This window comes from Pseudarthrobacter sp. Hb11, from assembly GCF_059383655.1.
In genome coordinates, this window is sequence record NZ_JBWZCM010000017.1 from 40,910 (window position 1) to 65,991 (window position 25,082).

Below are 25,082 nucleotides of genomic sequence, written 5' to 3' on the forward strand. Positions count from 1 at the left end.
TGGTTCAGGGCGTCCAGCGCCGCTGCTTCAAGTCTAGGCCGGAAGCTTGCGCTGGCCGGTAAGGATGCTTTCCAGGGAAGTCAGGAACGTAGTGGTTTCCGTCTCAGTTCCTGCGGTCACCCGAAGATGGCCCGGGATCCCTACGTCGCGGATCAAGACGCCGGCGTCGAGCAGTTTCTGCCAGACCTCGCGGGGATTTTCCAGCCCGCCAAAGAAGACAAAGTTGGAATCGGAGGCCGCCGGCTTGAGGCCCATCCGGGCCAGTTCAGCCACAATCCGGTCGCGCTGCCTTTTGATGTCTTCAACATCGGCCAGCAGTGCCTTGCGGTGCTGGAGGGCCGCGAGGGCAGTTGCCTGCGTTACGGCGGACAGGTGGTACGGCAGCCGCACCAGCCGCAGTGCGTCAGTCACTTCCGGAGCCGCGGCCATGTAGCCCAGGCGCGCTCCGGCAAGGGCGAACGCCTTGCTCATGGTCCGCGAGACGATCAACCGCTCCCGGCCGGGAAGGAGGGTCAGGGCGCTGGGGGTTCCGTCGTGCGCGAACTCGTGGTACGCCTCGTCAACGATGACAATGGTCTGGCTGGCATGCCCGGCCTCGTAGACGGCTTCCACCACATCGAGCCCCAGGCCGGTTCCCGTGGGATTGTTCGGCGAGCAGAGGAAAACGATGCTGGGCTGCAGTTCCTTCACTTGGAGCGCTGCAGATTCTGCGCTCAGACCGTAGCCGTCAGCGCGTTCACCCACGACGTATTCGGTGTCCGTACCACTGGCCAGCAACGGGTACATGGAGTACGTGGGAGGGAAGCCCAGTGCCGTGCGGCCTGGGCCACCAAAAGCCTGGAGAATCTGCTGGAGCACTTCGTTGGACCCGTTGGCCGCCCACACATTCGACTCATCGAGCCCATGCCCCAAGTATTCCGCAAGGGCCCTGCGCAGCTCCGTGAACTCGCGGTCCGGGTACCGGTGGAGACCGGCAGCGGCTTCCGTCACTGCCGTACTGATGGCGGCCCTAACGTTCTCCGGGACACCATGGGTGTTCTCGTTGACGTTAAGGAGGATGGGGACTTCCAGCTGGGGCGCACCATAAGGGGTAAGCCCACGGAGGTTGCTGCGGAGGGGTAGCCGGTTGAGGCGCTCTAGCTGGTCATTCACCTGAACAGTTTAGTGCCCGCGCCGGGCGCCGGAAAATGTGACCGCTTCCTGGGACGCCGGCCACTACCGGGAGGGGACGTACAACTGCTGGCCAGGAAGGACCGCACCGCCGGTCAGGTTGTTCAGCTGGACGATGTCAGCCACGACGTCGCGCGCGTCCCGCTGCGGGGCGACGCTTCCGGCAATGGCCCACAGGGATTCGCCCGCCTGCACGGTAACGGTAACGGTTGGGGTAACTGCCAGGTCCGTCGCCGATTCGGAGGCCCTTGCCGGCGAGTTGAAGAAACCGGCCAGGGAAAGCAGCAGGGCCGCCAGCAGGACCAGGGGAATCCCGATCAGGACGATCTTTCCGCGACGCGTCAGGCGCAGGGGCGGGAGGGGCGTAGGACGCTCCGCCGGCCGCTGGTCCGGCCCGGACATAAGGTGGTGCACCGAAAATGAATCCTGCGAAGCAGATGTAGCTGACATGACTTAGCCCTCCTGGACCGTACTGTGCTGCCCGATGTTCCCCCTCCGGATCCGCAGCCCCGGCGACTCTTGGTCCGAGTCTTCGAATGTCCGCGTTCGGAGTAGAACAAATGTTCGAACTTTGCTCCTACTGTTTTAGCACTTATCAACGAACAATGTCGAGACTCGCTAGAACAAATGTTTGAAAAAGCAATGTGGCTGGCCTAGCTTTGAAGGAAAGAACAACCACTCTGAAGTTGATCAGCAGGGTCTGACAATTTACGGCGTGTACTTCAGGTCCGGGCCACAGGAGCCCGGGGCAACCGAAAGGCATTGGCGAATATGGCAGCAGCAGCCGCCGGGGGAAGGGCAACCTCCCAACCGAAGAAGACCGCCAAGGGCCTGACGCCACGGCAGAAAAAGATCCTCGAGACCATCCAGCGCTCGGTCAATGACAACGGGTACCCGCCGTCGATGCGGGAGATTGGTGACACCGTTGGCCTGGCAAGCCTGTCCAGCGTCACCCACCAGCTGTCACAGCTGGAAAAGCTTGGCTACCTCCGGCGCGATCCCAAGCGGCCGCGTGCCATGGAGGTGTTGATGCCCCTCACGCTGGACGGCGGTTCTCCCAAGCAGGCGGCCGAGCCGGCTCCTCTCCTGCCCGGCGGCGGCACCGTTACCGTGCTTCCCACCGCCATGGACACTGCCATGGTTCCCCTCGTGGGCCGGATCGCTGCCGGCGGTCCCATCCTGGCGGACCAGGTGGTGGAGGACGTGATGCCGCTCCCCCGCCAACTCGTGGGCCAGGGAGAACTGTTTATGCTCAAGGTTGCCGGCGATTCCATGGTGGACGCCGCCATCTGCGACGGCGACTGGGTGGTGGTCCGCCGCCAGGCAGACGCCGCCAACGGAGACATCGTCGCGGCGCTGCTGGACGACGAAGCCACTGTGAAGACTTTCCGCCAGCGCGACGGCCACACTTGGCTGCTCCCCCAAAACACCCAGTACGAGCCCATCCTTGGCGACCACGCCACCATCATGGGCAAGGTTGTGTCGGTGCTCCGCTCGCTCTAAGCCGCGGGCTGCGGCGCCTGCTCACACCTTCTCCTTTGCCAGCCTCTCCAGCGCCGCGACCGCCGTCTTCCTGTCCGTTGTGGACCAGAACGGCGGCAGCGCACCGCGAAGGAATCCGGCGTATCGCTCGGTGGCCAGCCGGGAATCCAGCACTGCCACCACACCCTTGTCCCCGGTGGACCGGATCAACCGGCCCGCACCCTGGGCAAGCCGGATTGCAGCGTGGGTGGCCGAGACTGACATAAAGCCGTTGCCGCCGGCCTGCGCCACGGCGCGGGACCGGGCGGTCATCAGTGGATCGTCGGGCCGGGGGAAGGGAATCCGGTCGATGACCACCAGGCGGCAGGAGCCCCCGGGAACGTCCACCCCCTGCCACAGCGACATTGTGCCGAACAGGCAGGTGTCGGGCTCGTCGGCAAACTGCTTCACCAGGGCCGTCATGGTGGAGTCGCCCTGGCACAGGATGGTCATATCCAACTTGGGCCGCAGTGCATCGGCTGCTTCTTCTGCCGCGCGCCGGGACGAAAACAGGCATAGTGCGCCGCCGTTGGAGGCTCTGATCAGGGCCTCCAGCTCGGCGAGCGATTCGGGGGATGCCCCCCTGCCCGGCTTGGGCAGGTGCCCGGCCACGTACAGGATTCCCTGCTTGGGGTAGTCAAAGGGGGATCCAACATCGATACCGGTCCAGCTGGGGGCGCCTTCTCCCACCAGCCCGAGTCCGCCTGCGGCGGGCTCAAAGGCTGAGCCGATCGCGAGGGTGGCGGAGGTCAGCACCACCGTATGACCTGTGAACAGGCCCTCACGCAGCCGCCCGGCTACGGACAGCGGAGCGATGTTGATCAGCGCGGGCGCTGTCTCGTCGGGCTGCGAGTATCCCTGCTGCGGGTCAAAGGAACTGGCGCGGGAAAACCACACCACTTCCCGGTTCTCACGGGCGGCGAGGAGCCGTTCGCACAGTTCCAGGATGAGCATCAGCCGGGAGCGCGCGAGTTGCCGCCCGCCGTCGGCAGTGGTGCTGCTGTCCCCCTTGGAGTCAGACAGTGCTGCCCGGCAGGCCTCGCGCAGCTGGTCCACGCAGTCCAGCTGCTCGTCGTTCAGGCCATTGGGGAGCAACCCGTTTGGAACTCCCGCGAGGGCCAGCTCGAGGTTTGCGGCGGCGGCGTTGAGCGCGTCCACCGTGATGGCGGTGTGCTTGCGGGCGCCAGCGGCAGCGGCGTGGACCATGGCCACCGAGAGCTGTCCGGAGACGGCGCCGGTGACCCGGTCCTGGAGTTCGTGGGCCTCGTCAACCACCACGACGTCGTACTCGGGCAGCACGGCCAGGCCTTCAAAGGCGCTGACGGCGAGCATGGCGTGGTTGGTGACCACAACATCGGCTTCGGCGGCGTCCTGCCGTGCGAGCTCGCTGAAGCACTCTGCGGCCATGGGGCACTTCTGGGCGCCCAGGCATTCCATGGACGTGACGGAGACCTGCCGCCAGGCCCGATCGGTGACGCCGGGCAGGAGCTCATCGCGGTCGCCGGTGGTGGTTTTCTCCGCCCACTCCCGCAAGCGGACCACTTCCTTGCCCAGCTGGGAGGCTGGACCGCCCACAGCCGCGGCGAAGTGCGGGACGCTGGTGTCCTCCCCCAGGGAAAACAGCTGGCCCTCCGCGGGCTCCTCGGAGGGAAACCCGCCTTCGAGTTTATGCACGCAGACGTAATTGGACCGCCCTTTGACCAGGGCCACTTTTACCGGCCGGTCCAGCGCCGGAGTGATGGTTTTCAGGAGCCGGGGTATGTCCCGGCCTACAATCTGCGTTTGCAGGGCAAGCGTTGCGGTGGACACCAGGGCCGGCTTGTCGCTCTCCAGGGCGTGGGCTATCAGGGGTATCAGGTACGCCAGGGACTTGCCCGTACCCGTCCCCGCCTGGACCAGCAGGTGGTCGCCGGTTTCGATTGCCCGGGCCACCTGCCTGGCCATTTCACGTTGCCCACTCCGGCTTTGCCCGCCCATGCCGGCAACGGCGCGGTCGAGCAGCTCGATGACGAACTGCTCGCCGGCCGCGCCTGTGGCTTCGTCAGCCACGAGGTCAGTCATTGCTGACGAATGGTTCCAGTTCAGCCGCGAGGCCTTCCCGGACTTTAACAACTGCCCGGGTACCGGCTTCATCATGGTCAACGCTGATGATCTCGGCGTCGGAGTCGTGCAGCTTGCTCATCAGGTCCCCACGGTCGTAGGGGATGAGCAGCTCCAGCTTGACCGACGGACGCGGAATGGACTCGCTGATCGCCTTCAGCAACTCGGGGATACCCTCCCCCGTGCGGGCCGACACCACCACGTGGCGCGGTTCGCGCTGCTTCAACCGTTCCACCACAAAAGGATCTGCGGCGTCGGCCTTGTTGAGGACAATGATTTCCGGAACCTTGCGTGCGTCCACCTCGCTGAAGACCTTGCGGACTGCAGTTATCTGGCCCTCGGGGTCCGGGTGTGAGGCGTCCACGACGTGAAGGATCAAGTCGGAATCGGCAACCTCCTCAAGGGTAGACCGGAACGCCTCAACCAGCTGGGTGGGCAGGGAGCGGACAAATCCGACGGTATCGGCCAGCGTATATCCCAGCCCGTCGGCCGTTTCTGCTTTGCGCACCGTGGGATCCAGCGTGGCGAACAGTGCGTTCTCCACGAGCACCCCGGCGTCCGTGAGGCGGTTCAGCAGTGAGGATTTGCCGGCGTTGGTGTACCCGGCGATTGCCACCGAGGGCACCTCATTGCGACGGCGGTTGGCGCGTTTCGTCTCCCGTGCAGGCTTCATCGCGGCGATTTCGCGCCGAAGCTTGGCCATGCGGGTACGGATCCTCCGGCGGTCCAGTTCGATCTTCGTCTCACCGGGACCTCGCGAGCCCATACCGGCCGCTGCGCCACCCACCTGGCCACCGGCCTGGCGGGACATCGACTCGCCCCAGCCGCGGAGGCGTGGCAGGAGGTACTCGAGCTGTGCGAGCTCCACCTGCGCCTTGCCTTCCCGGCTCTTCGCATGCTGGGCGAAGATGTCCAGGATCAGCCCTGTCCGGTCAATGACCTTGACCTTAACGATGTCCTCAAGGCCACGGCGCTGGGACGGCGCCAACTCAGCGTCCACCACAACGGTGTCCGCGCCGGTGGACATCACGATGTCCTTCAGTTCCAGCGCTTTGCCTGAGCCCAGGAAGGTGCCCGGGTCCGGCTTGTCACGGCGCTGCACAAGTCCGTCCAGAACCTCCGACCCGGCTGTTTCGGCCAAGGCGGCAAGCTCCCGCAGCGAGTTTTCCGCGTCGGCAAGGGTTCCCTCCGACCAGATACCGGCGAGGACTACGCGCTCCAGACGGAGCTGGCGGTACTCAACTTCGGTGACATCTTCCAGTTCGGTGGAAAGGCCTGCCGTGCGCCGCAGGGCACGGCGTTCCTCAAGATCCTGCTGGTCGCCGTCGTACGTTGTGTGTTCTTCATCCAGGCGGGATATGGCCTGGGCTTTGCCCAGTACGGCCCTTCCGTCGCCGCGGCTTGCATCACCTGGCGTGCTGACGGATTTGGCCGGTACGTCCTTGGAAAGAATCCGGTCGATCACGGCCTGGATTTCCTCAGGGCTCATGTCCTGGGCGGCTGGATCGGATCCGGTGTTGGGCTGGCTGGTCATGGTCTCCTTTGAAGATTCGGCAACTCCAGAATAGTGCCGATGGGTGGTGCTTGGGGAAGTATTCGCGCTGGGCTGACGGCCTGCGGTCATGCGGTTCTCCTGGTTTGTCGCGCCGGGCTGAATAGCGGACGGCGGTGGCGGCCACATCGCGGGGACGTGGCGAAGTTGAAGGAGCCGGAGAATCGGCGAAAGAGCAAGCGGGAGGCTGGCCTTCGAGTATTGTCCGGCGGCCGGAATGAACGCATGCGCGTGGTCCGGTGCACTGTGCGGAAGGATTAATACCTGCGTCGCTGTGGGACATGGCTGCGGAACGGGCAGGGCCCGGGCCGGCTACTCGAAGATCAGGAACATGCGTTCAACCCTAGCAGAGGAGCAAAGACCACAGTTTCACTTTACGCTGCAAGGGGAACTACTCTGGCGAGTTATGGAGTCCGCACACTATTTCAGCGCATCCCCCGCCGGCCCGTTCACGCGAAAGCCGCTCACGGTTGAACTTGCAGGGGAAACGCGCAGGCTGCAGACCTCCTCGGGAATCTTCAGCCCGGACGGGATCGACAAGGGAACTGCCGTGCTCCTGGCCGAGGTTCCCGCGCCCGCGCCTGCCGGGAACCTGCTGGACATCGGCTGCGGCTGGGGTCCGATTGCGCTCACCATGGCACTGCGTGCGCCGCACTCCCAGGTCTATGCCGTTGACGTCAATGAAAGGTGCGTTACGCTCACCAACGAGAATGCGGCTGCGCTGGGACTGTCCAATGTGGCGGCCAGTACGCCTGATGCGGTGGACCCGGAGGTGCGTTTCGACACCATCTGGTCCAATCCGCCCATCAGGATCGGCAAGGACGAACTGCATTCGCTCCTGAAGCTGTGGCTGCCGCGCCTGGCGCCAGGCGGAACTGCTTGGCTGGTAGTGCAGAAGAACCTGGGCTCGGACTCGCTTCAACGCTGGCTGGCGGCAGAACTGGACAATTCCTTCAGCGTGAGCCGCGAGTCAACGTCCAAGTCCTTCCGGATCCTGACGGTCAGGAAAGCGTCCCAGCTGCCACAATAACGGCGGGACCGCTGAGCTCCACGTGCTCGTGTCCTCCGGGGCCGGCAAAGAATTTGACGCCCACCACGCCTCCAGGAACGTGAACCAGCCAGGTGTCCGGCGCTTCCGCCCCTGCCCAGTGCCTGATGGCCACGGCTGCGGCGCAGGCTCCCGTTCCACAGGACTGGGTTTCCCCCACCCCGCGTTCGTGGACACGCATGGTGACGGAACCGACGCCGTCGTGCACCAGTGGTTCGGACGGAACGACGAACTCGACGTTCGTGCCGTTGACCGGCGCTGGATCAACCACAGGTGCAGTAAAGAGGCGGGTCCCTTCGAGTTCCGAGAGTTCGGCGAGGGCAACCACAGTGTGGGGGTTGCCCATGCTGACGGACAACGCGGGACGGGGAACTTCCAGCCCGTCCGCCGTGACCAGCGAATCCATGGCCTTGGCTGTAGCCTCGCCGGGGAAGATGAACTCCCACGGGCCCATGTCGACCGCGTAATCCTCGCCGGTCCGTACGACCGTTTTTGCCCCGCCGCGGGTGCCGATGGTGAGCGCGCCGCCGTCGGGAAGGTCCACCAGACCCTCGGTGCGGAGGAAGTGGACGAAGACCCGGACGCCATTGCCGCACATCTCGGATAGTGATCCGTCGCCGTTGCGGTAATCCATAAACCATTCGGCGTCGGGGGTTGCGGCCAGCAGTTCCCGGCCCTCGGGAAGGAGGCGGGACGGAACGGCGCGGATGAGGCCGTCTCCACCGATGCCACGGTGGCGGTCGCACAGGGCTGCCACCTGGTCGGCAGCTATCGTGTGCAGGCCCTCAGGGTCGGCGACCAGGACAAAATCGTTGCCGGTGCCGTGCCCCTTGGAAAAGCGGAGCCCGCCCAGCGTCCGGAAGGCGTGCTCTGTCGTCGCGGCGAGGGTTGCGTTCATGGTTTCAAGGGTACCGGCCGGCCGCAGTGCCTCTGTAACCACCCGTATCTACCGGCTGAGTACTGCTGCAGCGGACACCAGGTGCGGATCCTGCCAGTCCAGCCACTTGATCCGGGGATCGGCACGGAACCAGGTCAGCTGCCGCCGGGCGAACTGCCGCGTGGCCACGATGGTCTCCTCAACGGCCTCGGGGACTGTTGTTGCGCCGTCCACGACCCGCAGGAACTGCGAGTAACCCAGGGCGCGGGGCGCGGTTTTGCCCTGCCGGAGCCCCTGCGCTTCAAGCCGCTCCACTTCGGCGAGCAGGCCGTTTTCCACCATGCCATGCACTCGGCGGCCCAGGCGCTCCCGGAGCTGGTCGCGGTCCACGGTGAGGCCTACCTGCACCGCGGGCTGGAAGTACTCGCGCCGGGGCATAAAGGAACTGAACGGACGGCCGGTGAGTTGATGGACCTCCAGGGCACGGATGATGCGCCTGTCGTCCGAGAGCCGGCCGGCGGACACCGGGTCAACCGTTGCGAGCCGGGCCATCATTGCGCCACTTCCCTGGGCGGCCAGCTCATCCTCCAGCTGCTGCCGCAGCCGCGGGTCCGTCCCCGGGAATTCGAGGACGTCAAGGGCAGCCCGAACGTACAGGCCCGAGCCGCCGGCGAGGATGGCCCGCTTCCCGCGCGCGTGGATGTCAGCGATAGCCTCACGCGCCTGCTGCTGGAACTGGGAAACGCTGGCTTCGTCCGTGACGTCCAGGATGTCCAGGAGGTGGTGCACAACTCCCCTGCGTTCATCAACCGTGATTTTCGCTGTGCCGATATCCATGCCGCGGTAGAACTGCATTGCATCCGCGTTAATGACTTCACCGTCCAGCTCAAGGGCGAGGCCTACCGCGAGGTCTGACTTACCGGAACCCGTGGGACCGACGACGGCGATAACCGGCGGAGAGCCCACGGGTCACCGGCTGCGGATAGGCAGCGAAGGCATCCCGAGGGAAACCCCGGCCCGGCCGTTGGCCGTCCCCGGTACCGGTGCCCCGCAGGAATCGGCCTGGGACCTGTCCCAGGCGTCACCGGCGCGGGAACGCCGCAGGCTGTAATCCTCAATGACGGGATCGGCGACCAGGTGGAAGGAAGCGGCCTCGGTGATGGTGACGGTGACAAGATCGCCCGGGCGCGGCGCAGGGGCACCGTCCGGTACCGAAAAGTGCACGAGGCGCTGGTCCTGGGAGCGCCCGGACAGCCGGTGGGTCTCCCCGGCCTTTCGGCCTGACTGGGCGGTGACCATAACCTCCACCCGGCGGCCGAGCTGTTTCCGGTTCTCCTCCGCCGCGATCCGGTCCTGCAGCGCCGTGAGCCGCTCGAAGCGCTCCTGCACAACGGCTTTCGCCAGCTGGTCCGGCAGGTCCGCCGCCGGGGTGCCGGGGCGCTTGGAGTACTGGAAGGTGAAAGCGGTCGCGAACCGGGACTGTTCCACCACGTCCAGAGTTGCCTGGAAGTCTTCCTCAGTCTCGCCGGGGAAGCCGACGATGATGTCCGTGGAGATGGCGGCATGCGGAATTTTCTCCCGGACCTTGTCCAGAATCCCAAGGAACTTCGTGGAGCGGTAGGACCGCCGCATGTCCCGCAGGACCTTGTCCGAGCCCGACTGCAGCGGCATGTGCAGCTGCGGCATCACGTTGGGCGTTTCGGCCATGGCATCGATGACGTCGTCCGTAAAAGCCGCAGGGTGCGGGCTGGTGAACCGGACCCGCTCCAGGCCCTCGATCTCCCCGCACGCCCGCAGAAGCTTCGAAAAGGCCTGCCGGTCGCCGAACTCCACGCCGTAGGAATTGACGTTCTGGCCCAGGAGGGTCACTTCGATGGCACCGTCATCCACCAGGGCCTGGATTTCAGCGAGGATGTCCGCGGGCCGGCGGTCCTTTTCCTTGCCGCGCAAGGCCGGAACGATGCAGAACGTGCAGGTATTGTTGCAACCCACCGAGATGGAAACCCAGCCCGAGTACACGGAATCGCGCTTGGTGGGCAGCGTGGACGGGAAAACGTCCAGCGACTCCAGGATCTCCAGCTGCGCCTCATCGTTGTGCCGTGCCCTCTCCAGCAGGGCAGGCAAGGCGCCGACATTGTGGGTGCCAAAGACCGCGTCCACCCAGGGCGCCTTCTTCAGGATGGTTTCCCGGTCCTTTTGCGCCAGGCAGCCGCCGACGGCGATCTGCATGCCGGGGTTGGCTGCCTTCACGGGGGCAAGGATGCCGAGGTTGCCGTAAAGCTTGTTGTCGGCGTTCTCGCGGACGGCGCAGGTGTTGAACACCACTACGTCCGCCTGCGCACCAACCTCTGCCGGCGCGTAGCCTGCGTCCTCCAGCATGCCGGCCATGCGCTCTGAATCATGCACGTTCATCTGGCAGCCGAAGGTGCGCACCTCATAGGTCCGTGTCTTCCCCTGGCCAACTTCCGGAGCAGGGGCAGGCTGGTCCACGCCGCTGGATCCTGAAGACGGGTTGGTGCCGGAAAGAGGGGAAGGAATGGTCAAACTCACCTGTTAAGGGTACCGGTTCAATGGCTCGTCGTTGTTGGGAGCACCGTGGGCATCGAGGACCTCGCTGACAATGCGGAACGCTTGGGAGGGCTGATACCCCTTGCGGGCCAGCATGGAAGCCAGCCGGCGCGTCACTTTGTCCCGTTCCGTCCTGTCCCCCAGATCAGTCCCGGGACGCAATTTTCGCTCCACCAGGCCTCTGGCGGCGGCTTCCTCGTCGGCGTCGGAGAGCTGTTCCAGCGCTGCGGCGGCGGTTTCCTGGTCGACGCCCTTCTCCGCAAGTTCGCGGCGGAGCGCCCCCTTCGCCAGCTTCCGGGACTGTGACCGGCTCCGCACCCACATGTCCGCAAATTCGGCGTCGTTGATAAGCCGCGCCTCCTGGAACTTGTCCAGCACAGCCTCGGCAACGTCTTCCGGGATATTCCGTTCGGAGAGCTTGCGGGCAAGCTGAAGCCTGCTTTTCGCGGAAGCCGCGAGTTGCCGGTACACGATGGCCTGGGCGACGGAAACGGGATCCGGTTCAGGATGACCGGCAACCGGCGAACCTGGACCGGGGCCGTCCTCGAAGTCGTTGGAATACGAAGCAGCGCGCCTCCCGCCGGTTTTGGCCCGGCGGGGACGCGCACTTTCAGCACTGGTCAAGGTTTAGAACCCGTCAACGGCTTTCAGCTTCGGGGAGTCCTTGGACTCGGGCTCCGCCGGCTTCACGCCAACACCGAGCTTCTCCTTAATGAGGCGCTCGAGCTCGGCGGCCAGCTCGGGGTTGTCGCGGAGGAACCTGCGCGAGTTCTCCATGCCCTGGCCCAGCTGGTCGCCGTCATAGGTGAACCAGGAGCCGGACTTCTTGATGATGCCGTGCTCAACACCCATGTCGATGATGCCGCCCTCGCGGGAGATGCCCTGGCCGTAGATGATGTCGAACTCTGCGATCTTGAAGGGCGGGGCCATCTTGTTCTTGACGATCTTGGCCTTGGTGCGGTTACCGACCGAGTCGGCGCCTTCCTTGAGGGTCTGGATGCGGCGCACGTCAATACGGATGGAGGCGTAGAACTTCAGCGCCTTACCACCGGTGGTGGTTTCGGGGGAACCGAAGAAGACGCCGATCTTTTCGCGGAGCTGGTTGATGAAGATCGCCGTGGTTTTGGTCTGGCTCAAGCGGCCGGTGATCTTACGCAGGGCCTGGCTCATCAGGCGGGCCTGGAGTCCCACATGGCTGTCGCCCATATCGCCTTCGATTTCAGCGCGCGGCACGAGGGCGGCGACGGAGTCGATGACAATGACGTCCAGGGAGCCTGAGCCCACCAGCATGTCCATGATCTCCAGGGCTTGTTCACCCGTATCCGGCTGGGAAACCAGGAGCGCATCCGTGTCCACGCCGAGCTTGGCGGCGTATTCAGGATCAAGGGCGTGCTCGGCGTCAATGAAGGCAGCGATGCCGCCCTGGCGCTGGGCGTTTGCCACTGCGTGAAGGGCCACGGTGGTCTTACCGGAGGATTCCGGCCCGTAAATTTCTACGACGCGGCCACGGGGAAGGCCGCCAATGCCCAAAGCTACGTCCAGCGCAATGGAACCGGTAGGGATAACCTCGATCGGGGCCCGGACTTCGTCCCCGAGCCGCATGACCGAGCCTTTACCGAACTGCTTATCGATCTGGGCAAGCGCTGCTTCGAGCGCTTTTGCACGATCCGGGGCTGCCGCCATGGTTCACACCTCTAATGCTTTCTCGCTTTGGAGTGGCCTCAGCGGCCGTTTATTGGTCATCTCTGACGCTAATGGGACCCACTGACATTCCGGCCGGTTGACGGCGGCTATGTGGAAAACCCGCTAGGAAAAGCATAGCTTTATCCGAACAGGTATTCGAACAACCGCGCGGCGTGTCAGGACAAAACCGCTACTCGCTGCGGGGTTTGATGTCCCGGCCCAGCCGTCGCTCAGCCGGAACGTCCTGCACATCACAGACGGCCAGCCACACCTTGCGCGGTTCCACGCCGGCGGCCAGTGCCTGGTCCGCGGTGCGCCCGCCCACCCCGGCAAGAACCAGGGTATTGCTGAGGACCCGCGAGTACCCGGCGCCAAATTCGTCGTCCATAAGTCGCCAATAGTCGCTGATTCGCACCAGAAAAGTCTCTCACGATCCCGCACCCTAGAATTGTTGCCATGAGCAACTCCCCCGCCGTCCCGCCCGCGGACGGCCGCAAAGACGATGCCACCGTGGACGCCGCGCTGCAGAACGTGGAACATCAAATCAGCCTTTTTTGGCGGCGCGCACGGGCCATCTCCAACCAGCTCTCCCGGCAGGTGCACCCGGACATGGAACCCGCGGCCTATGGCCTGCTGACCGTCATCCGGCGGGAGGGCCCCATCCGGCTCACGGACCTGGCGATGAACATCGGCGTCGGCAAACCTTCCGTGAGCCGGCAGATTGCCTTCCTGGAGAGCATCGGGCTGGTGTCCAAGGAGGCTGACCCGCTGGACGGACGGGCCCAGGCCATCAGGCTGACACCCAAGGGGGAGGAAAAGATGCACCAGGTCCAGGATGCCCGTCGGCAGGTTTTCCGGGAACGGCTGGGGGAATGGCCGGTGGAGGACCTGCAGGAGCTGGCCCGGTTTATGTCCAAGCTCAACTCCACCTATGAGCGTGACGGTTTCCCGCACGACGGCCCGCAGGCCCCCGCCGCTTCCGGGGACTAGCAGGCAGGGCAAACCAGCACCGCCCGGCCAGGGCAGGAAGGCTACGCTCCGACGCAAGTGTCCAGAAACAACTGAAGCCCCCGGCACACCGCCGGAGGCTTCATGAGTTGCAGGGCAACCTTAAGGTGGTCAGCCCTTACCGGGCCCCTGAGAACAGGCCCGTTGAAAGTTCGTCGTTCAGTTCATTGTTAAGGTCGCGATCGAGGTCACGTCCGTAACGCTGGGAGAATTCCTGGGGTACGGTGTCCGGAACGGCAACGCCTTCGGCGACTGCCACGCGGTCGCTGACCTCACGAAGCATGCTGGACAAGGGGACGTCCAGGGCCGAGCAGATCGAGGACAGCAACTCGGAGGATGCTTCCTTCTGGCCGCGCTCAACCTCGCTGAGGTAACCCAAGGAGACACGGGCGCTGTGCGAGACTTCACGGAGCGTGCGCCCCTGACGCTGGCGAACATCGCGCAGGACATCACCAATTTCGTGACGAAGTACAACCATCTTGCGCTCCTTTTGTTCGCTCTTAGCCTGATCGGCGAGGCCCACATCCTTCCAGCGGACAACGCCGTTTACGGATACGGGCTGCTTTACCATCTGTATCGCCTTGCTCCTCATAGTCCGGTCCGCCGTGGAGCGAACCATTAGTGTTTTCATCCTAGGCGCCTCCGCTCTCCGGAAGCGACACAATGTAATAACTAATCGGTACCGGCTTTTGTTCCCGCCAACTTTACAGCCGGGTAACTTCAGGATGCCAGCGCTTCGAGCAGCCGTTCCAGGGCAGCCCCACAGGCCTGTCCGCGGATCTCCGCCCGGCTTCCGGAAAACACATACTCGAACCCTGTTGATCCCGTACCCGTCGCTATGCCGATGTACACAGTTCCCACAGGCTTTCCATCGTGTGCTTCAGGTCCCGCTACCCCGGTAGTGGAAATGCCGATATCGGCGCCAAGGGCCGACCTGGCCCCGTCCGCCATCGCTGCCGCCACATCGCTGTCAACCGACCCGACGTCGGCCAGAAGTTCCGGGGGTACCTTCAGGACATTTTCCTTCACGGAGTTCTGGTAGGCCACCACGCCTCCCTGCAGCATTCCGGAGGCTCCCGGGGTGTCGGCGAGGACAGCGGACACCATGCCGGCCGTCAGGGACTCGGCCGTGGCCACGGTGAGACGGCGCTCCAGGGCCTGTTTCACAGCCTGTTCAGACAGATGGTGAAGGGACACGTGCTGGACGTTGGTCACTCCTGCTCCTGCCCGTTGGCCGTTCCCTGCAGCTTTCCCTTGGACCGCAGGCGCAGCGCCTCGACAACGTACTCGACGCCGGTCCACACCGTGATCAGCACGGCCACCATCATCACGGCGAACGCCACCCAGCCAAGCCAGGGCGCAATGGCTGCCAGCGGCAGGAGATAAAGGAAGATGGCGGCGGTCTGGACAACGGTTTTGAGCTTGCCCCCGCGTGACGCGGGGATGACGCCGTAGCGGATGACGAAGAAACGCAGGGCGGTGATGCCCCATTCACGGACCAGGATGACCAGGGTGACCCACCAGGGCAGTTCGCCGAGTACGGACAGCATCACCAGTGCGGAACCGATAAGCAGTTTGTCCGCGATGGGATCGGCAATCTTGCCGAAGTCGGTCACGAGGTTCCGGCTCCTGGCGATGTCGCCGTCGAGCTTGTCCGTGTAAATCGCGACGGCGAACAATGCCGCCGCTGCCCAGCGCCAGGGCCCTGCCTCGCTCTGCAGGCGCGGCGCGTCCAGGAGCAGGAACCATACGAAGAACGGCACCAGCGCGATGCGGAGCATGGTCAGGACATTGGGAAGGTTCCAGACCTCGGCACGGCCCTTGCCGGCGGCGGTTGCATCAGTGCTAGTCACCTTCCTAGGCTACATTCTTCGGGCTAGCGCCCGGTCAGCGACCAGGCGTCTTCCGATCCCTCTTCGTCGTCATAGCCCCCCGGCGGGGAATCCGAGCCGTCGTAGTATTCGACGTTCTGCTTCCGCTGGTCCAGGTCCGCCGCCACCAGGTCCTCGGCGTAGCCGCCCTGCGCGATGTTGGCGTTGGCGTTGTCGCTGAGGGCCGCGGTCTGGGCATCCGGTGCCTTGGGTGCCTCCTGGCCCTTCATGGCAGCGAGGACCGGGGCGAGGTCGTCCGGCTTCACCAGGACGTCGCGGGCTTTCGAACCTTCGGACGGGCCAACCACACCCCTTGATTCGAGCAGGTCCATCAGGCGGCCGGCCTTGGCGAAGCCGACGCGCAGCTTGCGCTGGAGCATGGAGGTGGAGCCGAACTGGGTGGTGACCACCAGTTCGGTGGCCTGCAGCAGCACCTCGAGGTCGTCCCCGATGTCGTCGTCGATTTGCTTCTTGGGCGCTTCGGCGGCAACGTCATCGCGGTAGGTGGCCTGGAGCTGTCCCTTGACGTGCTCAACCACCTTGTGGATTTCTGATTCCGTGACCCAGGCGCCCTGGACGCGCATGGCCTTCGAAGCGCCCATCGGCAGAAACAGTGCGTCACCCTGGCCGATGAGTTTCTCTGCGCCCGGCTGGTCCAGGACCACCCGGGAGTCGGTCACCGAGGAGGTGGCAAAAGCCATCCTGGAAGGAACGTTCGCCTTGATCAGGCCGGTGACGACGTCCACGGACGGCCGCTGCGTGGCAAGGACCAGGTGGATGCCGGCGGCACGGGCGAGCTGGGTGATGCGCACGATCGAGTCTTCAACATCGCGCGGCGCCACCATCATGAGGTCGGCGAGCTCGTCCACGATCACCAGCAGGTAGGGGTACGGGCGGATGACCCGCTTGGAGTCCACCGGAGGCTGGACCTTGCCGGCGCGGACGGCTTTGTTGAAGTCGTCGATGTGCTTGAAACCGTAATTCGCAAGGTCGTCGTACCGTGCGTCCATCTCGCGCACCACCCATTGGAGCGCCTCCGCGGCCTTCTTCGGGTTGGTGATGATGGGTGTGATGAGGTGCGGGACGCCTTCGTAAGCGGTGAGCTCCACGCGCTTGGGGTCCACCATCACCATGCGCACCTCGTCCGGGGTGGCGCGCATCAGGATGGACGTGATCATGGAGTTCACGAACGAGGACTTACCGGCACCGGTGGCGCCGGCCACCAGCAGGTGGGGCATCTTGGCGAGGTTGGCCACAACGTAGCCGCCCTCAACGTCCTTGCCGACACCCATCACCATCGGGTGGTCGGTGCGGCGGGCGTTCTGGCTGCGCAGCACGTCGCCAAGGGAAACGGTCTCGCGGTCCGTGTTGGGGATCTCGATGCCGATCGCGGACTTGCCCGGGATGGGACTCAGGATCCGCACGTCGCTGGAGGCCACGGCGTAGGAGATGTTTTTGGACAGTGCGGTGACCCGCTCCACCTTGGTTCCCGGGGCGAGTTCGATTTCGTACCGGGTGACGGTGGGACCGCGGCTGAAGCCGGTCACGGTGGCATCGACGTTGAACTGCTGAAGGGTGTCTGTCAGGGCTGCGACGACGGCGTCATTGGCCTCCGTGCGCTCCTTGGGGATTGAGCCCGGAGTCAAATAGTCCGACGCAGGGAGGGTGTAGGTAACGTCGCCGGCGAGGGACAACTGCTCGGTCCGCTGTGGAATCGGAACGGGCGGCGGTGCGGGAGCCACAGGGTTGGACGGCACGGTGGGTGCCGGGGAACCAGCCTGGTTGCCGGGGGCTGACATGCCCGGGGTGATCATCGGGATGGCCTCGGTGGCGTTCTCCCCCGGCGCAGCTGAAGCAGCGGCGCCCAGTCCCTGGGCCGCCTTGATCTTTTCGACGGCGATCTCCGCCTGGGTGGGCCGGCGCACCCCGGGAGCGGGGCGGGGCGGCTGCGGTTGCGGCTCTTCGTCGTCGTCGATGACGGCATGCTCGAACGCTTCGTCGCCTACGTAGCCTTCCAGGCCGGCATCGGCATCCTCGTCCTTGCCGAACAGGCGGCGCTTCTTCTTTTTGGGCGCGGCCGGCGGGGTGCGCTCCAGGTAGCTGCGGTCGTGGCGGTCCCTGTCCTGCTCCTGGTCCAAAAGGTCGATGCCCATGAGATGCTCATAGGCACCGCGCAGCCGCCGCGGGATGGCACCGAAGGGAGTGGCGGTGATAATGAGCAGGGAGACGAAGGCCAGCAGACCGTAGAGCACCAGCGGAACAGCCGGATGGATGGCGGCCAGAGGCGATGCGCCCAGGAATCCCAGCATTCCGCCGGCCTGGCGCAGCCCGTCAAATCCTTGGGCGACTGTGGGCTGTCCGCCCAGGACATGGGCCAGGCCGCAGCCGGCGAAGGTCATGATGAGGAAACCGATGCCCACCCTGTTATTGCCCCGCCCGTCCGAGGGGTGGCGGAAGAGCCGGAAAGCACACACAAAAAGCATCAGCGGAAGCAGCAGCGAGATCCAGCCGAACGTACCGTTCACCACGCTGTAGACGGCGTCCGGGAACCAACCGGTGAGGCCCCACCAGGCGAAGGTGGCGATGAAGACTCCCAGGGCCAGGTTGAAGAGGGCAGCGCCGTCGCGGCGCTCGTCGGCCGGAAGGTCGCTGACGTCATGGCCAATGCGCCGCACTCCCCCGCCCACGAGGTGGCCGATGCCCAGCCATGCTCCGCCCACTACCCGCAGCAGCCAGGGCTGGTGCTGTTCGACGGCGGGGAGCTGGCGGGTCCGCGCCGTACCGGAGCTGCCGGTCCGCCCGGACTTGGCTGCTGTGGTTTTCGCTGCCGTGGAGCCGGAACCGCGGCCACCGGAACCGCTGGATTTGCTGCCGGAGCCGGCCCTGCTTGAACCATTGGGCGCGGAAGTAGTACGAGTGGCCATACCAGCCACGGTACCGGAACTGGGCCTGTATCCCGGGGATTTGGGAGCCAGACCGTTCCGGTTCGGGCCGCTTAAGCACATCCGGCCCGCACTCCTCCTTGAGGAAGGAAGTACGGGCCGGAGCCGATGGCGGGCTGTTAGGCCTCAAGCACCACCGGGATAATCATGGGCTTGCGGCGGAGCTTGCGGTTGACCCACGTGCCCACCACCCGGCGGACCACCTGCTGGAGCTGGTGGGTGGTGTGGTCCGTATGGTTCAGCACGGCTTCTTCCAGCGCAGCGTTGATCTTGGGGATGATCTCGTCGAACACGGCATCGTCCTCGGCCACGCCGCGGGCGTGGATCTCCGGCCCGGACACCACCTTGCCGGTGGCGCGGTGGATGACCGTGATGATGGAGATGAAGCCTTCATCGCCCAGGGTCTGGCGGTCCTTGAGGTCGGCCTCGGTGACCTCGCCAACGCTGGATCCGTCCACATAGACGAAGCCCACTTCAACCTGGCCCACGACGTCCGCCCGGTGGTCCCTGAGATCGATCACGGTGCCGTTGTCGGCGAGGATAACGCTGGCTTCCGGGACCCCGGATTCGATGGCGATCTTGCCGTTGGCAATCAGGTGGCGGGTTTCACCGTGCACCGGCATGGCGTTGAGCGGTTCCAGGATGTTGTAGCAGTACAGGAGTTCGCCGGCGGCAGCGTGCCCGGAAACGTGGACCTTGGCGTTGCCCTTGTGGATCACGTCGGCGCCCAGCTTGAGCAGTCCGTTGATGATCCGGAATACGGCGTTTTCATTGCCGGGGATCAGGCTGGACGCGAGGATGACAGTGTCCCCGTCACCCACCACCACACGGTGATCGCCGTTTGCCATGCGGGACAGCGCCGCCATCGGCTCACCCTGGGAACCGGTGGACATCAGCACCACGCGGTTGTCCGGCAGGTTGTCGATGTTCTTGATGTCCACGATGAGGCCCGGCGGGACATCCAAGTAGCCCAGCTTCTCCGCGATGGCCATGTTCCTGACCATGGACCGGCCCACGAAGGCCACCTTGCGGTTGTGCTTTGCGGCGGCGTCCAGTACCTGCTGGACCCGGTGCACGTGGGACGAGAAGGATGCGACGATGATCCGCTTGGTGGCCTGGCCAAACAGGCGCTCCAGCGTGGGGCCGATTTCCTTTTCCGCGGTGGTGAAACCGGGTACGTCCGCGTTGGTGGAATCCGACATAAAAAGGTCCACGCCCTCTTCGCCGAGCTTGGCGAAGTGCCGGAGGTCGGTGATGCGGCCGTCAAGGGGAAGCTGGTCCATCTTGAAGTCGCCCGTGTGCAGGACGGTGCCGCCCGCGGTGCGGAGGAACACTGCGAGGGCGTCGGGAATGGAGTGGTTGACAGCCACGAACTCGCATTCGAAGGGGCCGAACTTCTCCACCTGGCCTTCCTCGACGGTGAGGGTGTAGGGCCGGATGCGGTGCTCCTGCAGCTTCGCCTCGATCAAGGCAAGCGTCAGCTGCGAGCCCACCAGCGGAATGTCGGCCCGCAGGCGCAGCAGGTAGGGAACAGCACCGATGTGGTCCTCATGCCCGTGGGTGAGGACAACAGCTACGATGTCGTCCAGCCGGTTCTCGATGTAGGAGAAGTCAGGCAGGATCAGGTCGACGCCGGGCTGGGTCTCCTCCGGGAAGAGGACGCCGCAGTCCACGATCAGCAGTTTGCCGTCGATTTCGAACACGGCCATGTTCCGGCCGATCTCCCCCAGTCCGCCGAGCGGTACGATCCGTAGCGTGCCGTTCGGCAGGCGGGGAGGGGTGACAAGGCCGGTTAGGGCAGTTTGGGTCATATTGCACTACTTTCCAGGCGGAAGGGTGCCGGTCTCAGCCCTCAGGAAAAGACCAGCCCCGCTTCCGCCAAATCCCCGCGGATGGTTTCGATCTCGGCTTCGTCCGGCTCCACGAGGGGCAAGCGGACAATCGAGTTGGGCAGGACTCCCTGCCATTTAAGAATCTGTTTGGCCGCGACGGCCCCCTGGACCCTGGTCATGGTGGCGCGGACCACGGGCAGAAGTTCGAAGTTGATCTTCCGCGCGGTTTCGAGGTCGTTGGCGTTGACCGCATCGATGAGGTCACGGAACTGGCGGGTTGCCACGTGCGTGGTGACACCGACGAGGCCTACGGCGCCCAGTGCCATCCAGGGCAGGGTCAGTCCGTCATCGCCGGAGTAGAAGAGCAGGTCAGTTTCTGCCATGACGCGGGTGGCCGCGACGAAATCGGCCTTGGCATCCTTGACGGCCACAATGTTCGGGTGCTGCGCCAGGCGGATCATGGTTTCGGGTTCGATCGCGATCGAGGACCGGCCCGGGATGTCGTACAGCATCACGGGCACGTCAGCGGCACTGGCGATGGCCTCGAAGTGTGCGCGGAGGCCTGACTGGCTGGGCTTGTTGTAGTAGGGGGTCACCAGCAGGATGCCGTCGACGCCGAGCGCTGCTGCCTGCTGGGAGAGGTGCACTGAGTGCGCGGTGTCATTGGTGCCGGTGCCTGCGATGATTGTCGCCCGGCCTCCGACCGCTTCCTTGACTGCACGGAACATGCCAAGGTTCTCTTCGTCGGTGAGGGTGGAGGTTTCCCCCGTGGTTCCGGTGACCACCAGGCCGTCGCAGCCGTCGTCCACCAGCTTGCCGGCCAGTTCCGCTGCCTGCTGGTAATCCACCCTGCCGTCCTTCGTGAACGGCGTGACCATGGCGGTCAGGAGGGTGCCAAGGGCAGGGATGCGCGCGGAAGTGTCAGCCATGGAAAAAACGTTACCCTGTCCCCGGCTGGTTAGGACAATAGGAGCGGCGTGATGAACGTCAAATATAGGATTCCCCGGCGGCGTTGCCGGCTTGCCGGCGGTATTTCTCGAGGCGGCTTCGCTGCAGGACGCAGGAAACAATTTCAGTGCGGGTTCCCGCCGCCTGCTCTAACGGAAAGCCGTCCGGACCCCAAAAACCGCTCAAGCCGCACGATTCACCCAAGGGGCTCCTGCCGCCAAGGTTGGCGAGCAGCGTAAACATCCTGTTGTCCTTGGCTTGCGCTCCGAGGTGGAGGCCCAGCCGGTGCTCCTCGTCTTTGGTGTAGAGGGCGGACACGCAGCACACATCAGCACTTGCTGCCGCAGCGTCCGCACCGCCCTCAGGCACGGAGGCATCGAACGCGGGGGCCTCGAAGCAAAGGGCGAGGGCAATCCTCCATCCGTCCATTTCCATCAAAACGACGCCCTCCCCGGGCGTGAACAGCTCTTGCTCCTGCCCGTGCAGGTGGGCCTTGAAAGCCGTTTCGGTACTGCCGTCCGGGTGAAGGGCAACCGATGCCAGCCGGGGCGTGCCGTCGCTTTCGCGGCAGGCAGCCCCTACAACAGCCGTAATCCCGGTCCGGTGGCAGATCTCCCGGACATCGCCGAGGCGTTCGTCATCCGGCTTCAGCCAGGAGTCGGGGTCCTCTAACAGGTCCAGCCGGTACCCGGTGAGGGACAACTCCGGGAAGACCACCAGGCGGGAGCCGTGGTCATCTGCGTCCTCAATGAGGCGCACATGCTCGGCGGCGTTGGCCGGGATGCCCCCATCCAGCGGCTGATACTGGATCACGGCGACTGGGAGGGTGTCTGTCACGCCTCCATCCTAGGCAAGCACCTGCCGGCACGCCTCAGCGGCGGACGTCATGGGCCCGGGGCGGCTCCCCTGGCCCGGGGTGGCAATACCTGCCCACCGCCGACTGCCGCAGCCCTTCAGCCCAGGTGGCCAATCGTTGGGCGGCCCTGACGTAGTGGAACAGTTCCACCGGAGTCAGTGCGTCGATATCCGTCTCGCCGAGACGCCGTGCGAGTTCTGCCCCTTCCGGTTGCGCGGACAGGCTGACACCCTCCCCCTCCCACTGGATGTCCTCGGAGGTTTTTCCGGTCACCAGCTGGCGAAAGAGGTAATCAACCACCCCGGGGCTCATGGCCTTCAGTGGCCCGGCATGTGGGGACTCCGAGGCGGGGACTTCAGGTGATGGGGTTTGCATGCCGCCAATGCTATTCGAACATATATTCGAACACAAGAGCCGGTTCGTGACAGCTCCGGTACAGGCAGGTGTGAGACGATCTGGGCATGACCTCCCGCAACGCCGCCACCTCCTCCCGGATGGCTGCAGGTCGCTCCATCCCGGGCCGGCTTCACGGCATCGACGCAGCGCGCGGGCTTGCCCTGCTGGGAATGATGGCCACGCACCTGCTTCCCACTTTTGAATCGAACGCCGACCTGACCCCCACTTGGATCGGCCTGACCTTTTCGGGCAGGGCCGCCGCACTCTTCGCAGTACTGGCAGGGGTTGGCCTCGCGTTGTCCACTGGAAAGCACAAGCCGCTGGATGGCTCCGACCTTTCGGCAGCGAGGCGCGGGGTGGCCCTGCGCGCCCTGGTAATTGCCGCCGTCGGGCTCACCTTGGGTGGCCTGGAAGTGGGCGTGGCCATCATTTTGGTCCATTACGCAGTGCTGTTCCTGTGTGTCCTGCCGTTCCTGGGCATGCGGCTGAAGCCGCTCCTCAGTTGGGCCGCTGGCTGGATCCTGGCCTCGCCGGTGCTGGCGTACCTGTTGCGTCCCTGGCTGCTGGCTGCGGCCCCGCCATTGAGGCTTGGCCACAATCCGTCCTGGGAGGACTTGTCCACGCCCACCCGGCTCCTGGGCGACCTCTTTTTCACCGGCTACTACCCCGTCTTCCAGTGGCTGTCCTACCTGCTGGTGGGGCTCGTCGTCGGCCGCCTGATGCTCAACAAGCGACTGGTCCCTTGGGTGCTGTTGATCGTGGGCACCATTGTTGCCTTCCTGACCAAGGCCCTGGGCACCGCGGCCATGGAGAACTGGGGCGGCCGGGCTGCCCTCGAGAAGCTGCTGGACTCCCCCGGCTACCCGCTGCACAATGTTCTGCAGGTCAACCTGACGGGTATCCCGCAGGAGGGATCCTGGTGGTGGCTGGCGTCCGCGGCACCCCATTCGGCCACCCCCCTCGACCTGCTCCACACGTCAGCGGTGGCAGCAGCGGTGATCGGGGCGTTCCTCCTCTTGGGCAGGCTGGCCGAATGGGTGGCGTTGGATCTGTTGCTGCCCCTGCGCGGCGCGGGCGCCATGACCCTCACCCTGTACTCCGTCCACGTGTGGGTGGTTTCGGGCTTCTACCTGAAGCCCCTCCCCGCCGGCTGGACTGAGGACGCCATGTACTTTGCCCAGGCTGCCGGTGCAGTGATGGTGGGCATCGTGTTTGTGCTGCTGAAGTGGCGCGGGCCCTTGGAATGGCTGGGTCATGCGGCGAACCAGGTGGGCCGCGGTGGCGTCAAGGCTATCAGCTAGGGCGAGCCGCTCCCGGGGCGCTCCTCAATCGAGCGCTAAGCACTGGAGGGCTAAGCCGGCACGTTGCCGCGGAAGAGCTTGACGGCGTCCCGCATGGAGGCGCGGGCGCGCTTGCGGTCGCCGGCGGCATCGTAGGCGCAGCTCAGCCGGAACCAGGAACGCCAGTCATCCGGTGCTGCCTCAGCCTCCGCCCGGTACTTCTCAAACTCGGCATCGGCTGCGGAACGGACAATACGCCCTGCCGGCGTCCTGGGCAGCTCGTCTACCGGGAGCCCGCCTTCGGCTTCGAGGACTTTCGCCATCTGCTCGGTGCGGGCCCCAAACATCAGTTCCCGGACCAGCGCCCAGGCACCGATCACGGGCAGCACGAGGTAGGCCGCCCCGATGGCTACAGCTGCTGGGTTGCTGTCTGTCAGCAGCAGAACTGAGCGCTGGAAGGACACCACCAGGTAAAAGACCAGGAGCAGCGTTACCGCCCCCACCCAGATTTTGGTGCGGTTCTTCCGGAAACCAGCCAGCACTCCGCCCACGGTTAGAGCCCCAGGTCCAGGTAGCCGTCCAGGCCAACCGTCAGTCCGGGGTGGGCGGCTACCTTCCGCAGGCCAAGAAGCACGCCGGGCATGAAGGACGCGCGGTCAAACGAATCGTGGCGCAGGGTCAGCTGCTCGCCGGCGCTGCCGAGCAATACTTCCTGGTGGGCCACAAGGCCGCGGAGCCGCACGCTGTGGACGCGTACCCCGTCCACCTCGCAACCGCGGGCGCCGGCAAGTTCGCTGGTGGTGGCATCCGGGCTCGGCGGCACCTGCGCGGCACTGCGTTCGGCGGCGACGAGTTCTGCGGTCCGGACTGCGGTGCCCGACGGCGCGTCAACCTTGTCCGGGTGGTGCAGTTCGATGATCTCCACCGATTCGAAGTACTTGGAGGCCCTGGCAGCGAAGGCCGAGGCCAGCACCGAGCCGAGGGCGAAGTTGGGAGCGATCAGCACGCCGGCCTCCGGGTGGCCGGCCAGCAGGTCCCCCAGTGCGGACAGTCTGCCGCTGTCCCAGCCGGTGGTGCCCACCACGGCGTGCATGCCGTGTTCGACGGCGAAGCGGACGTTCGCTTCAGTGCTCTCCGGAACCGTCAGGTCCACCACGAATTTGGCGCCAGCTGCGGTGAGCTGGTCCAGCGAGTCGCCCCTGCCCAAGGCGGCGACGAGCTTCATGTCAGCGGCGGCCGCGACGGCTTTTACGGCTTCGGCGCCCATGCGCCCGTTCGCGCCCAGCACGGCAACGGGCAAGGGAGCAGAAAGTTGTTCGGTCATGGCGTTAACCCTACCGGTGGGCCCGCGGCGGACAGGAACCGCGGAGTGTGCGTTACCTCGCAGGAACTGGTATTTGGCAGCGTGACGGTGGCGCACCGGGCCGGTC

General features: G+C 65.1%; 24 protein-coding genes. 4 read left to right on the top strand and 20 right to left on the bottom strand.

The annotated features are described in order from the left end of the window. Positions 1–33: 33 nt before the first annotated feature. Complete coding sequence (locus tag AC50X7_RS17345) at positions 34–1,152, bottom strand: histidinol-phosphate transaminase (RefSeq protein WP_494980143.1); 1,119 nt, start codon at positions 1,150–1,152, stop codon at positions 34–36. A gap of 63 nt (positions 1,153–1,215) precedes the next feature. Next, positions 1,216–1,572: a LysM peptidoglycan-binding domain-containing protein gene (locus AC50X7_RS17350; protein WP_494980167.1), complete on the bottom strand. Its 357-nt coding sequence runs from the start codon at positions 1,570–1,572 to the stop codon at positions 1,216–1,218. A 369-nt stretch (positions 1,573–1,941) separates the two neighbouring features. On the opposite strand from AC50X7_RS17350, the gene lexA reads away from it, so the two are divergent. After that, positions 1,942–2,673 carry a transcriptional repressor LexA gene (gene lexA, locus AC50X7_RS17355; RefSeq protein ID WP_494980144.1) on the top strand — a complete coding sequence of 244 codons (732 nt, stop codon included), beginning with the start codon at positions 1,942–1,944 and terminating at the stop codon, positions 2,671–2,673. 21 nt (positions 2,674–2,694) lie between these two features. Here the strand turns inward: lexA and AC50X7_RS17360 are convergent, their stop codons facing one another. Continuing rightward, a complete protein-coding gene (locus AC50X7_RS17360) occupies positions 2,695–4,752 on the bottom strand; it encodes an ATP-dependent DNA helicase (RefSeq protein WP_494980145.1) in 2,058 nt (685 codons plus the stop codon). Next, on the bottom strand, positions 4,745–6,325 hold the full coding sequence (gene hflX, locus AC50X7_RS17365) for a GTPase HflX (RefSeq protein ID WP_104042771.1): 1,581 nt from the start codon (positions 6,323–6,325) through the stop codon (positions 4,745–4,747). The genes AC50X7_RS17360 and hflX overlap by 8 nt, the downstream gene beginning before the upstream one ends. A 424-nt stretch (positions 6,326–6,749) precedes the next feature. Here hflX and AC50X7_RS17370 point away from each other — a divergent pair, with 424 nt between their 5' ends. After that, entirely contained in the window at positions 6,750–7,373 is a 624-nt protein-coding gene (locus tag AC50X7_RS17370) for a class I SAM-dependent methyltransferase (protein WP_494980146.1), read from the top strand. Here AC50X7_RS17370 and dapF read toward each other — a convergent pair. From dapF to AC50X7_RS17400, 6 genes are all read right to left on the bottom strand, one after another. After that, on the bottom strand, positions 7,345–8,289 hold the full coding sequence (dapF, locus tag AC50X7_RS17375) for a diaminopimelate epimerase (protein WP_494980147.1): 945 nt from the start codon (positions 8,287–8,289) through the stop codon (positions 7,345–7,347). The genes AC50X7_RS17370 and dapF overlap by 29 nt on opposite strands. 48 nt (positions 8,290–8,337) lie before the next feature. Next, the gene (gene miaA / locus AC50X7_RS17380) at positions 8,338–9,234 is read right to left on the bottom strand and encodes a tRNA (adenosine(37)-N6)-dimethylallyltransferase MiaA (RefSeq protein ID WP_494980148.1); all 897 of its coding nucleotides are present in this window, start codon (positions 9,232–9,234) and stop codon (positions 8,338–8,340) included. Between the two features lie 3 nt (positions 9,235–9,237). Further along, positions 9,238–10,818, bottom strand: a complete 1,581-nt coding sequence (miaB, locus tag AC50X7_RS17385; RefSeq protein WP_494980149.1) for a tRNA (N6-isopentenyl adenosine(37)-C2)-methylthiotransferase MiaB — start codon at positions 10,816–10,818, stop codon at positions 9,238–9,240. A gap of 3 nt (positions 10,819–10,821) precedes the next feature. Beyond that, positions 10,822–11,460 carry a regulatory protein RecX gene (locus AC50X7_RS17390; RefSeq protein ID WP_494980150.1) on the bottom strand — a complete coding sequence of 213 codons (639 nt, stop codon included), beginning with the start codon at positions 11,458–11,460 and terminating at the stop codon, positions 10,822–10,824. Between the two features lie 3 nt (positions 11,461–11,463). Continuing rightward, positions 11,464–12,519, bottom strand: a complete 1,056-nt coding sequence (recA, locus tag AC50X7_RS17395) for a recombinase RecA (protein WP_307095599.1) — start codon at positions 12,517–12,519, stop codon at positions 11,464–11,466. A 190-nt stretch (positions 12,520–12,709) separates the two neighbouring features. Continuing rightward, positions 12,710–12,934 carry a DUF3046 domain-containing protein gene (locus AC50X7_RS17400; protein WP_307095600.1) on the bottom strand — a complete coding sequence of 75 codons (225 nt, stop codon included), beginning with the start codon at positions 12,932–12,934 and terminating at the stop codon, positions 12,710–12,712. 41 nt (positions 12,935–12,975) lie between these two features. Between AC50X7_RS17400 and AC50X7_RS17405 the strand changes: the two genes are divergently transcribed. Beyond that, the gene (locus AC50X7_RS17405; RefSeq protein WP_494980151.1) at positions 12,976–13,509 is read left to right on the top strand and encodes a MarR family winged helix-turn-helix transcriptional regulator; all 534 of its coding nucleotides are present in this window, start codon (positions 12,976–12,978) and stop codon (positions 13,507–13,509) included. Between the two features lie 136 nt (positions 13,510–13,645). On the opposite strand, the gene AC50X7_RS17410 is transcribed toward AC50X7_RS17405, so the two are convergent. From AC50X7_RS17410 to AC50X7_RS17445, 8 genes are all read right to left on the bottom strand, one after another. Then, a complete protein-coding gene (locus AC50X7_RS17410; RefSeq protein WP_104042778.1) occupies positions 13,646–14,098 on the bottom strand; it encodes a helix-turn-helix domain-containing protein in 453 nt (150 codons plus the stop codon). Between the two features lie 149 nt (positions 14,099–14,247). Next, positions 14,248–14,742: a CinA family protein gene (locus AC50X7_RS17415; RefSeq protein ID WP_494980152.1), complete on the bottom strand. Its 495-nt coding sequence runs from the start codon at positions 14,740–14,742 to the stop codon at positions 14,248–14,250. Beyond that, on the bottom strand, positions 14,739–15,380 hold the full coding sequence (pgsA, locus tag AC50X7_RS17420) for a CDP-diacylglycerol--glycerol-3-phosphate 3-phosphatidyltransferase (RefSeq protein ID WP_494980153.1): 642 nt from the start codon (positions 15,378–15,380) through the stop codon (positions 14,739–14,741). The genes AC50X7_RS17415 and pgsA overlap by 4 nt, the downstream gene beginning before the upstream one ends. A gap of 23 nt (positions 15,381–15,403) precedes the next feature. After that, positions 15,404–18,322, bottom strand: coding sequence for an FtsK/SpoIIIE family DNA translocase (locus tag AC50X7_RS17425; protein WP_494980154.1), 2,919 nt, complete (start codon positions 18,320–18,322; stop codon positions 15,404–15,406). Positions 18,323–18,459: 137 nt separating this feature from the next. Beyond that, positions 18,460–20,151: a ribonuclease J gene (locus AC50X7_RS17430; RefSeq protein ID WP_494980155.1), complete on the bottom strand. Its 1,692-nt coding sequence runs from the start codon at positions 20,149–20,151 to the stop codon at positions 18,460–18,462. Between the two features lie 41 nt (positions 20,152–20,192). After that, positions 20,193–21,101 (bottom strand): 4-hydroxy-tetrahydrodipicolinate synthase, encoded by a 909-nt coding sequence (dapA, locus tag AC50X7_RS17435; protein ID WP_494980156.1) that lies wholly within the window; start codon positions 21,099–21,101, stop codon positions 20,193–20,195. A 58-nt stretch (positions 21,102–21,159) separates the two neighbouring features. Next, positions 21,160–21,957, bottom strand: a complete 798-nt coding sequence (locus tag AC50X7_RS17440; protein WP_494980157.1) for a carbon-nitrogen hydrolase family protein — start codon at positions 21,955–21,957, stop codon at positions 21,160–21,162. Between the two features lie 34 nt (positions 21,958–21,991). Continuing rightward, positions 21,992–22,351 (bottom strand): hypothetical protein, encoded by a 360-nt coding sequence (locus AC50X7_RS17445; RefSeq protein WP_494980158.1) that lies wholly within the window; start codon positions 22,349–22,351, stop codon positions 21,992–21,994. An 86-nt stretch (positions 22,352–22,437) separates the two neighbouring features. On the opposite strand from AC50X7_RS17445, the gene AC50X7_RS17450 reads away from it, so the two are divergent. Then, a complete protein-coding gene (locus AC50X7_RS17450) occupies positions 22,438–23,673 on the top strand; it encodes a heparan-alpha-glucosaminide N-acetyltransferase domain-containing protein (protein ID WP_494980159.1) in 1,236 nt (411 codons plus the stop codon). Positions 23,674–23,723: 50 nt separating this feature from the next. On the opposite strand, the gene AC50X7_RS17455 is transcribed toward AC50X7_RS17450, so the two are convergent. Together AC50X7_RS17455 and dapB are read right to left on the bottom strand one after the other, a co-directional pair. Next, the gene (locus AC50X7_RS17455) at positions 23,724–24,203 is read right to left on the bottom strand and encodes a hypothetical protein (RefSeq protein ID WP_307095615.1); all 480 of its coding nucleotides are present in this window, start codon (positions 24,201–24,203) and stop codon (positions 23,724–23,726) included. Positions 24,204–24,205: 2 nt separating this feature from the next. Continuing rightward, positions 24,206–24,976, bottom strand: coding sequence for a 4-hydroxy-tetrahydrodipicolinate reductase (gene dapB / locus AC50X7_RS17460; protein ID WP_494980160.1), 771 nt, complete (start codon positions 24,974–24,976; stop codon positions 24,206–24,208). Positions 24,977–25,082 lie beyond the last annotated feature (106 nt).

Excerpts from the sequence above, each read along its gene's own strand:
- dapA (WP_494980156.1), bottom strand. The coding sequence starts at position 21,101 with ATGGCTGACACTTCCGCGCGCATCCCTGCCCTTGGCACCCTCCTGACC.
- dapF (WP_494980147.1), bottom strand. The coding sequence starts at position 8,289 with ATGAACGCAACCCTCGCCGCGACGACAGAGCACGCCTTCCGGACGCTG.
- AC50X7_RS17360 (WP_494980145.1), bottom strand. The coding sequence starts at position 4,752 with ATGACTGACCTCGTGGCTGACGAAGCCACAGGCGCGGCCGGCGAGCAG.
- dapB (WP_494980160.1), bottom strand. The coding sequence starts at position 24,976 with ATGACCGAACAACTTTCTGCTCCCTTGCCCGTTGCCGTGCTGGGCGCG.
- AC50X7_RS17410 (WP_104042778.1), bottom strand. The coding sequence starts at position 14,098 with ATGGTAAAGCAGCCCGTATCCGTAAACGGCGTTGTCCGCTGGAAGGAT.
- lexA (WP_494980144.1), top strand. The coding sequence starts at position 1,942 with ATGGCAGCAGCAGCCGCCGGGGGAAGGGCAACCTCCCAACCGAAGAAG.
- AC50X7_RS17445 (WP_494980158.1), bottom strand. The coding sequence starts at position 22,351 with ATGCAAACCCCATCACCTGAAGTCCCCGCCTCGGAGTCCCCACATGCC.
- AC50X7_RS17370 (WP_494980146.1), top strand. The coding sequence starts at position 6,750 with ATGGAGTCCGCACACTATTTCAGCGCATCCCCCGCCGGCCCGTTCACG.
- hflX (WP_104042771.1), bottom strand. The coding sequence starts at position 6,325 with ATGACCAGCCAGCCCAACACCGGATCCGATCCAGCCGCCCAGGACATG.
- AC50X7_RS17405 (WP_494980151.1), top strand. The coding sequence starts at position 12,976 with ATGAGCAACTCCCCCGCCGTCCCGCCCGCGGACGGCCGCAAAGACGAT.
- AC50X7_RS17350 (WP_494980167.1), bottom strand. The coding sequence starts at position 1,572 with ATGTCCGGGCCGGACCAGCGGCCGGCGGAGCGTCCTACGCCCCTCCCG.
- AC50X7_RS17450 (WP_494980159.1), top strand. The coding sequence starts at position 22,438 with ATGACCTCCCGCAACGCCGCCACCTCCTCCCGGATGGCTGCAGGTCGC.
- AC50X7_RS17430 (WP_494980155.1), bottom strand. The coding sequence starts at position 20,151 with ATGACCCAAACTGCCCTAACCGGCCTTGTCACCCCTCCCCGCCTGCCG.
- recA (WP_307095599.1), bottom strand. The coding sequence starts at position 12,519 with ATGGCGGCAGCCCCGGATCGTGCAAAAGCGCTCGAAGCAGCGCTTGCC.
- AC50X7_RS17425 (WP_494980154.1), bottom strand. The coding sequence starts at position 18,322 with ATGGCCACTCGTACTACTTCCGCGCCCAATGGTTCAAGCAGGGCCGGC.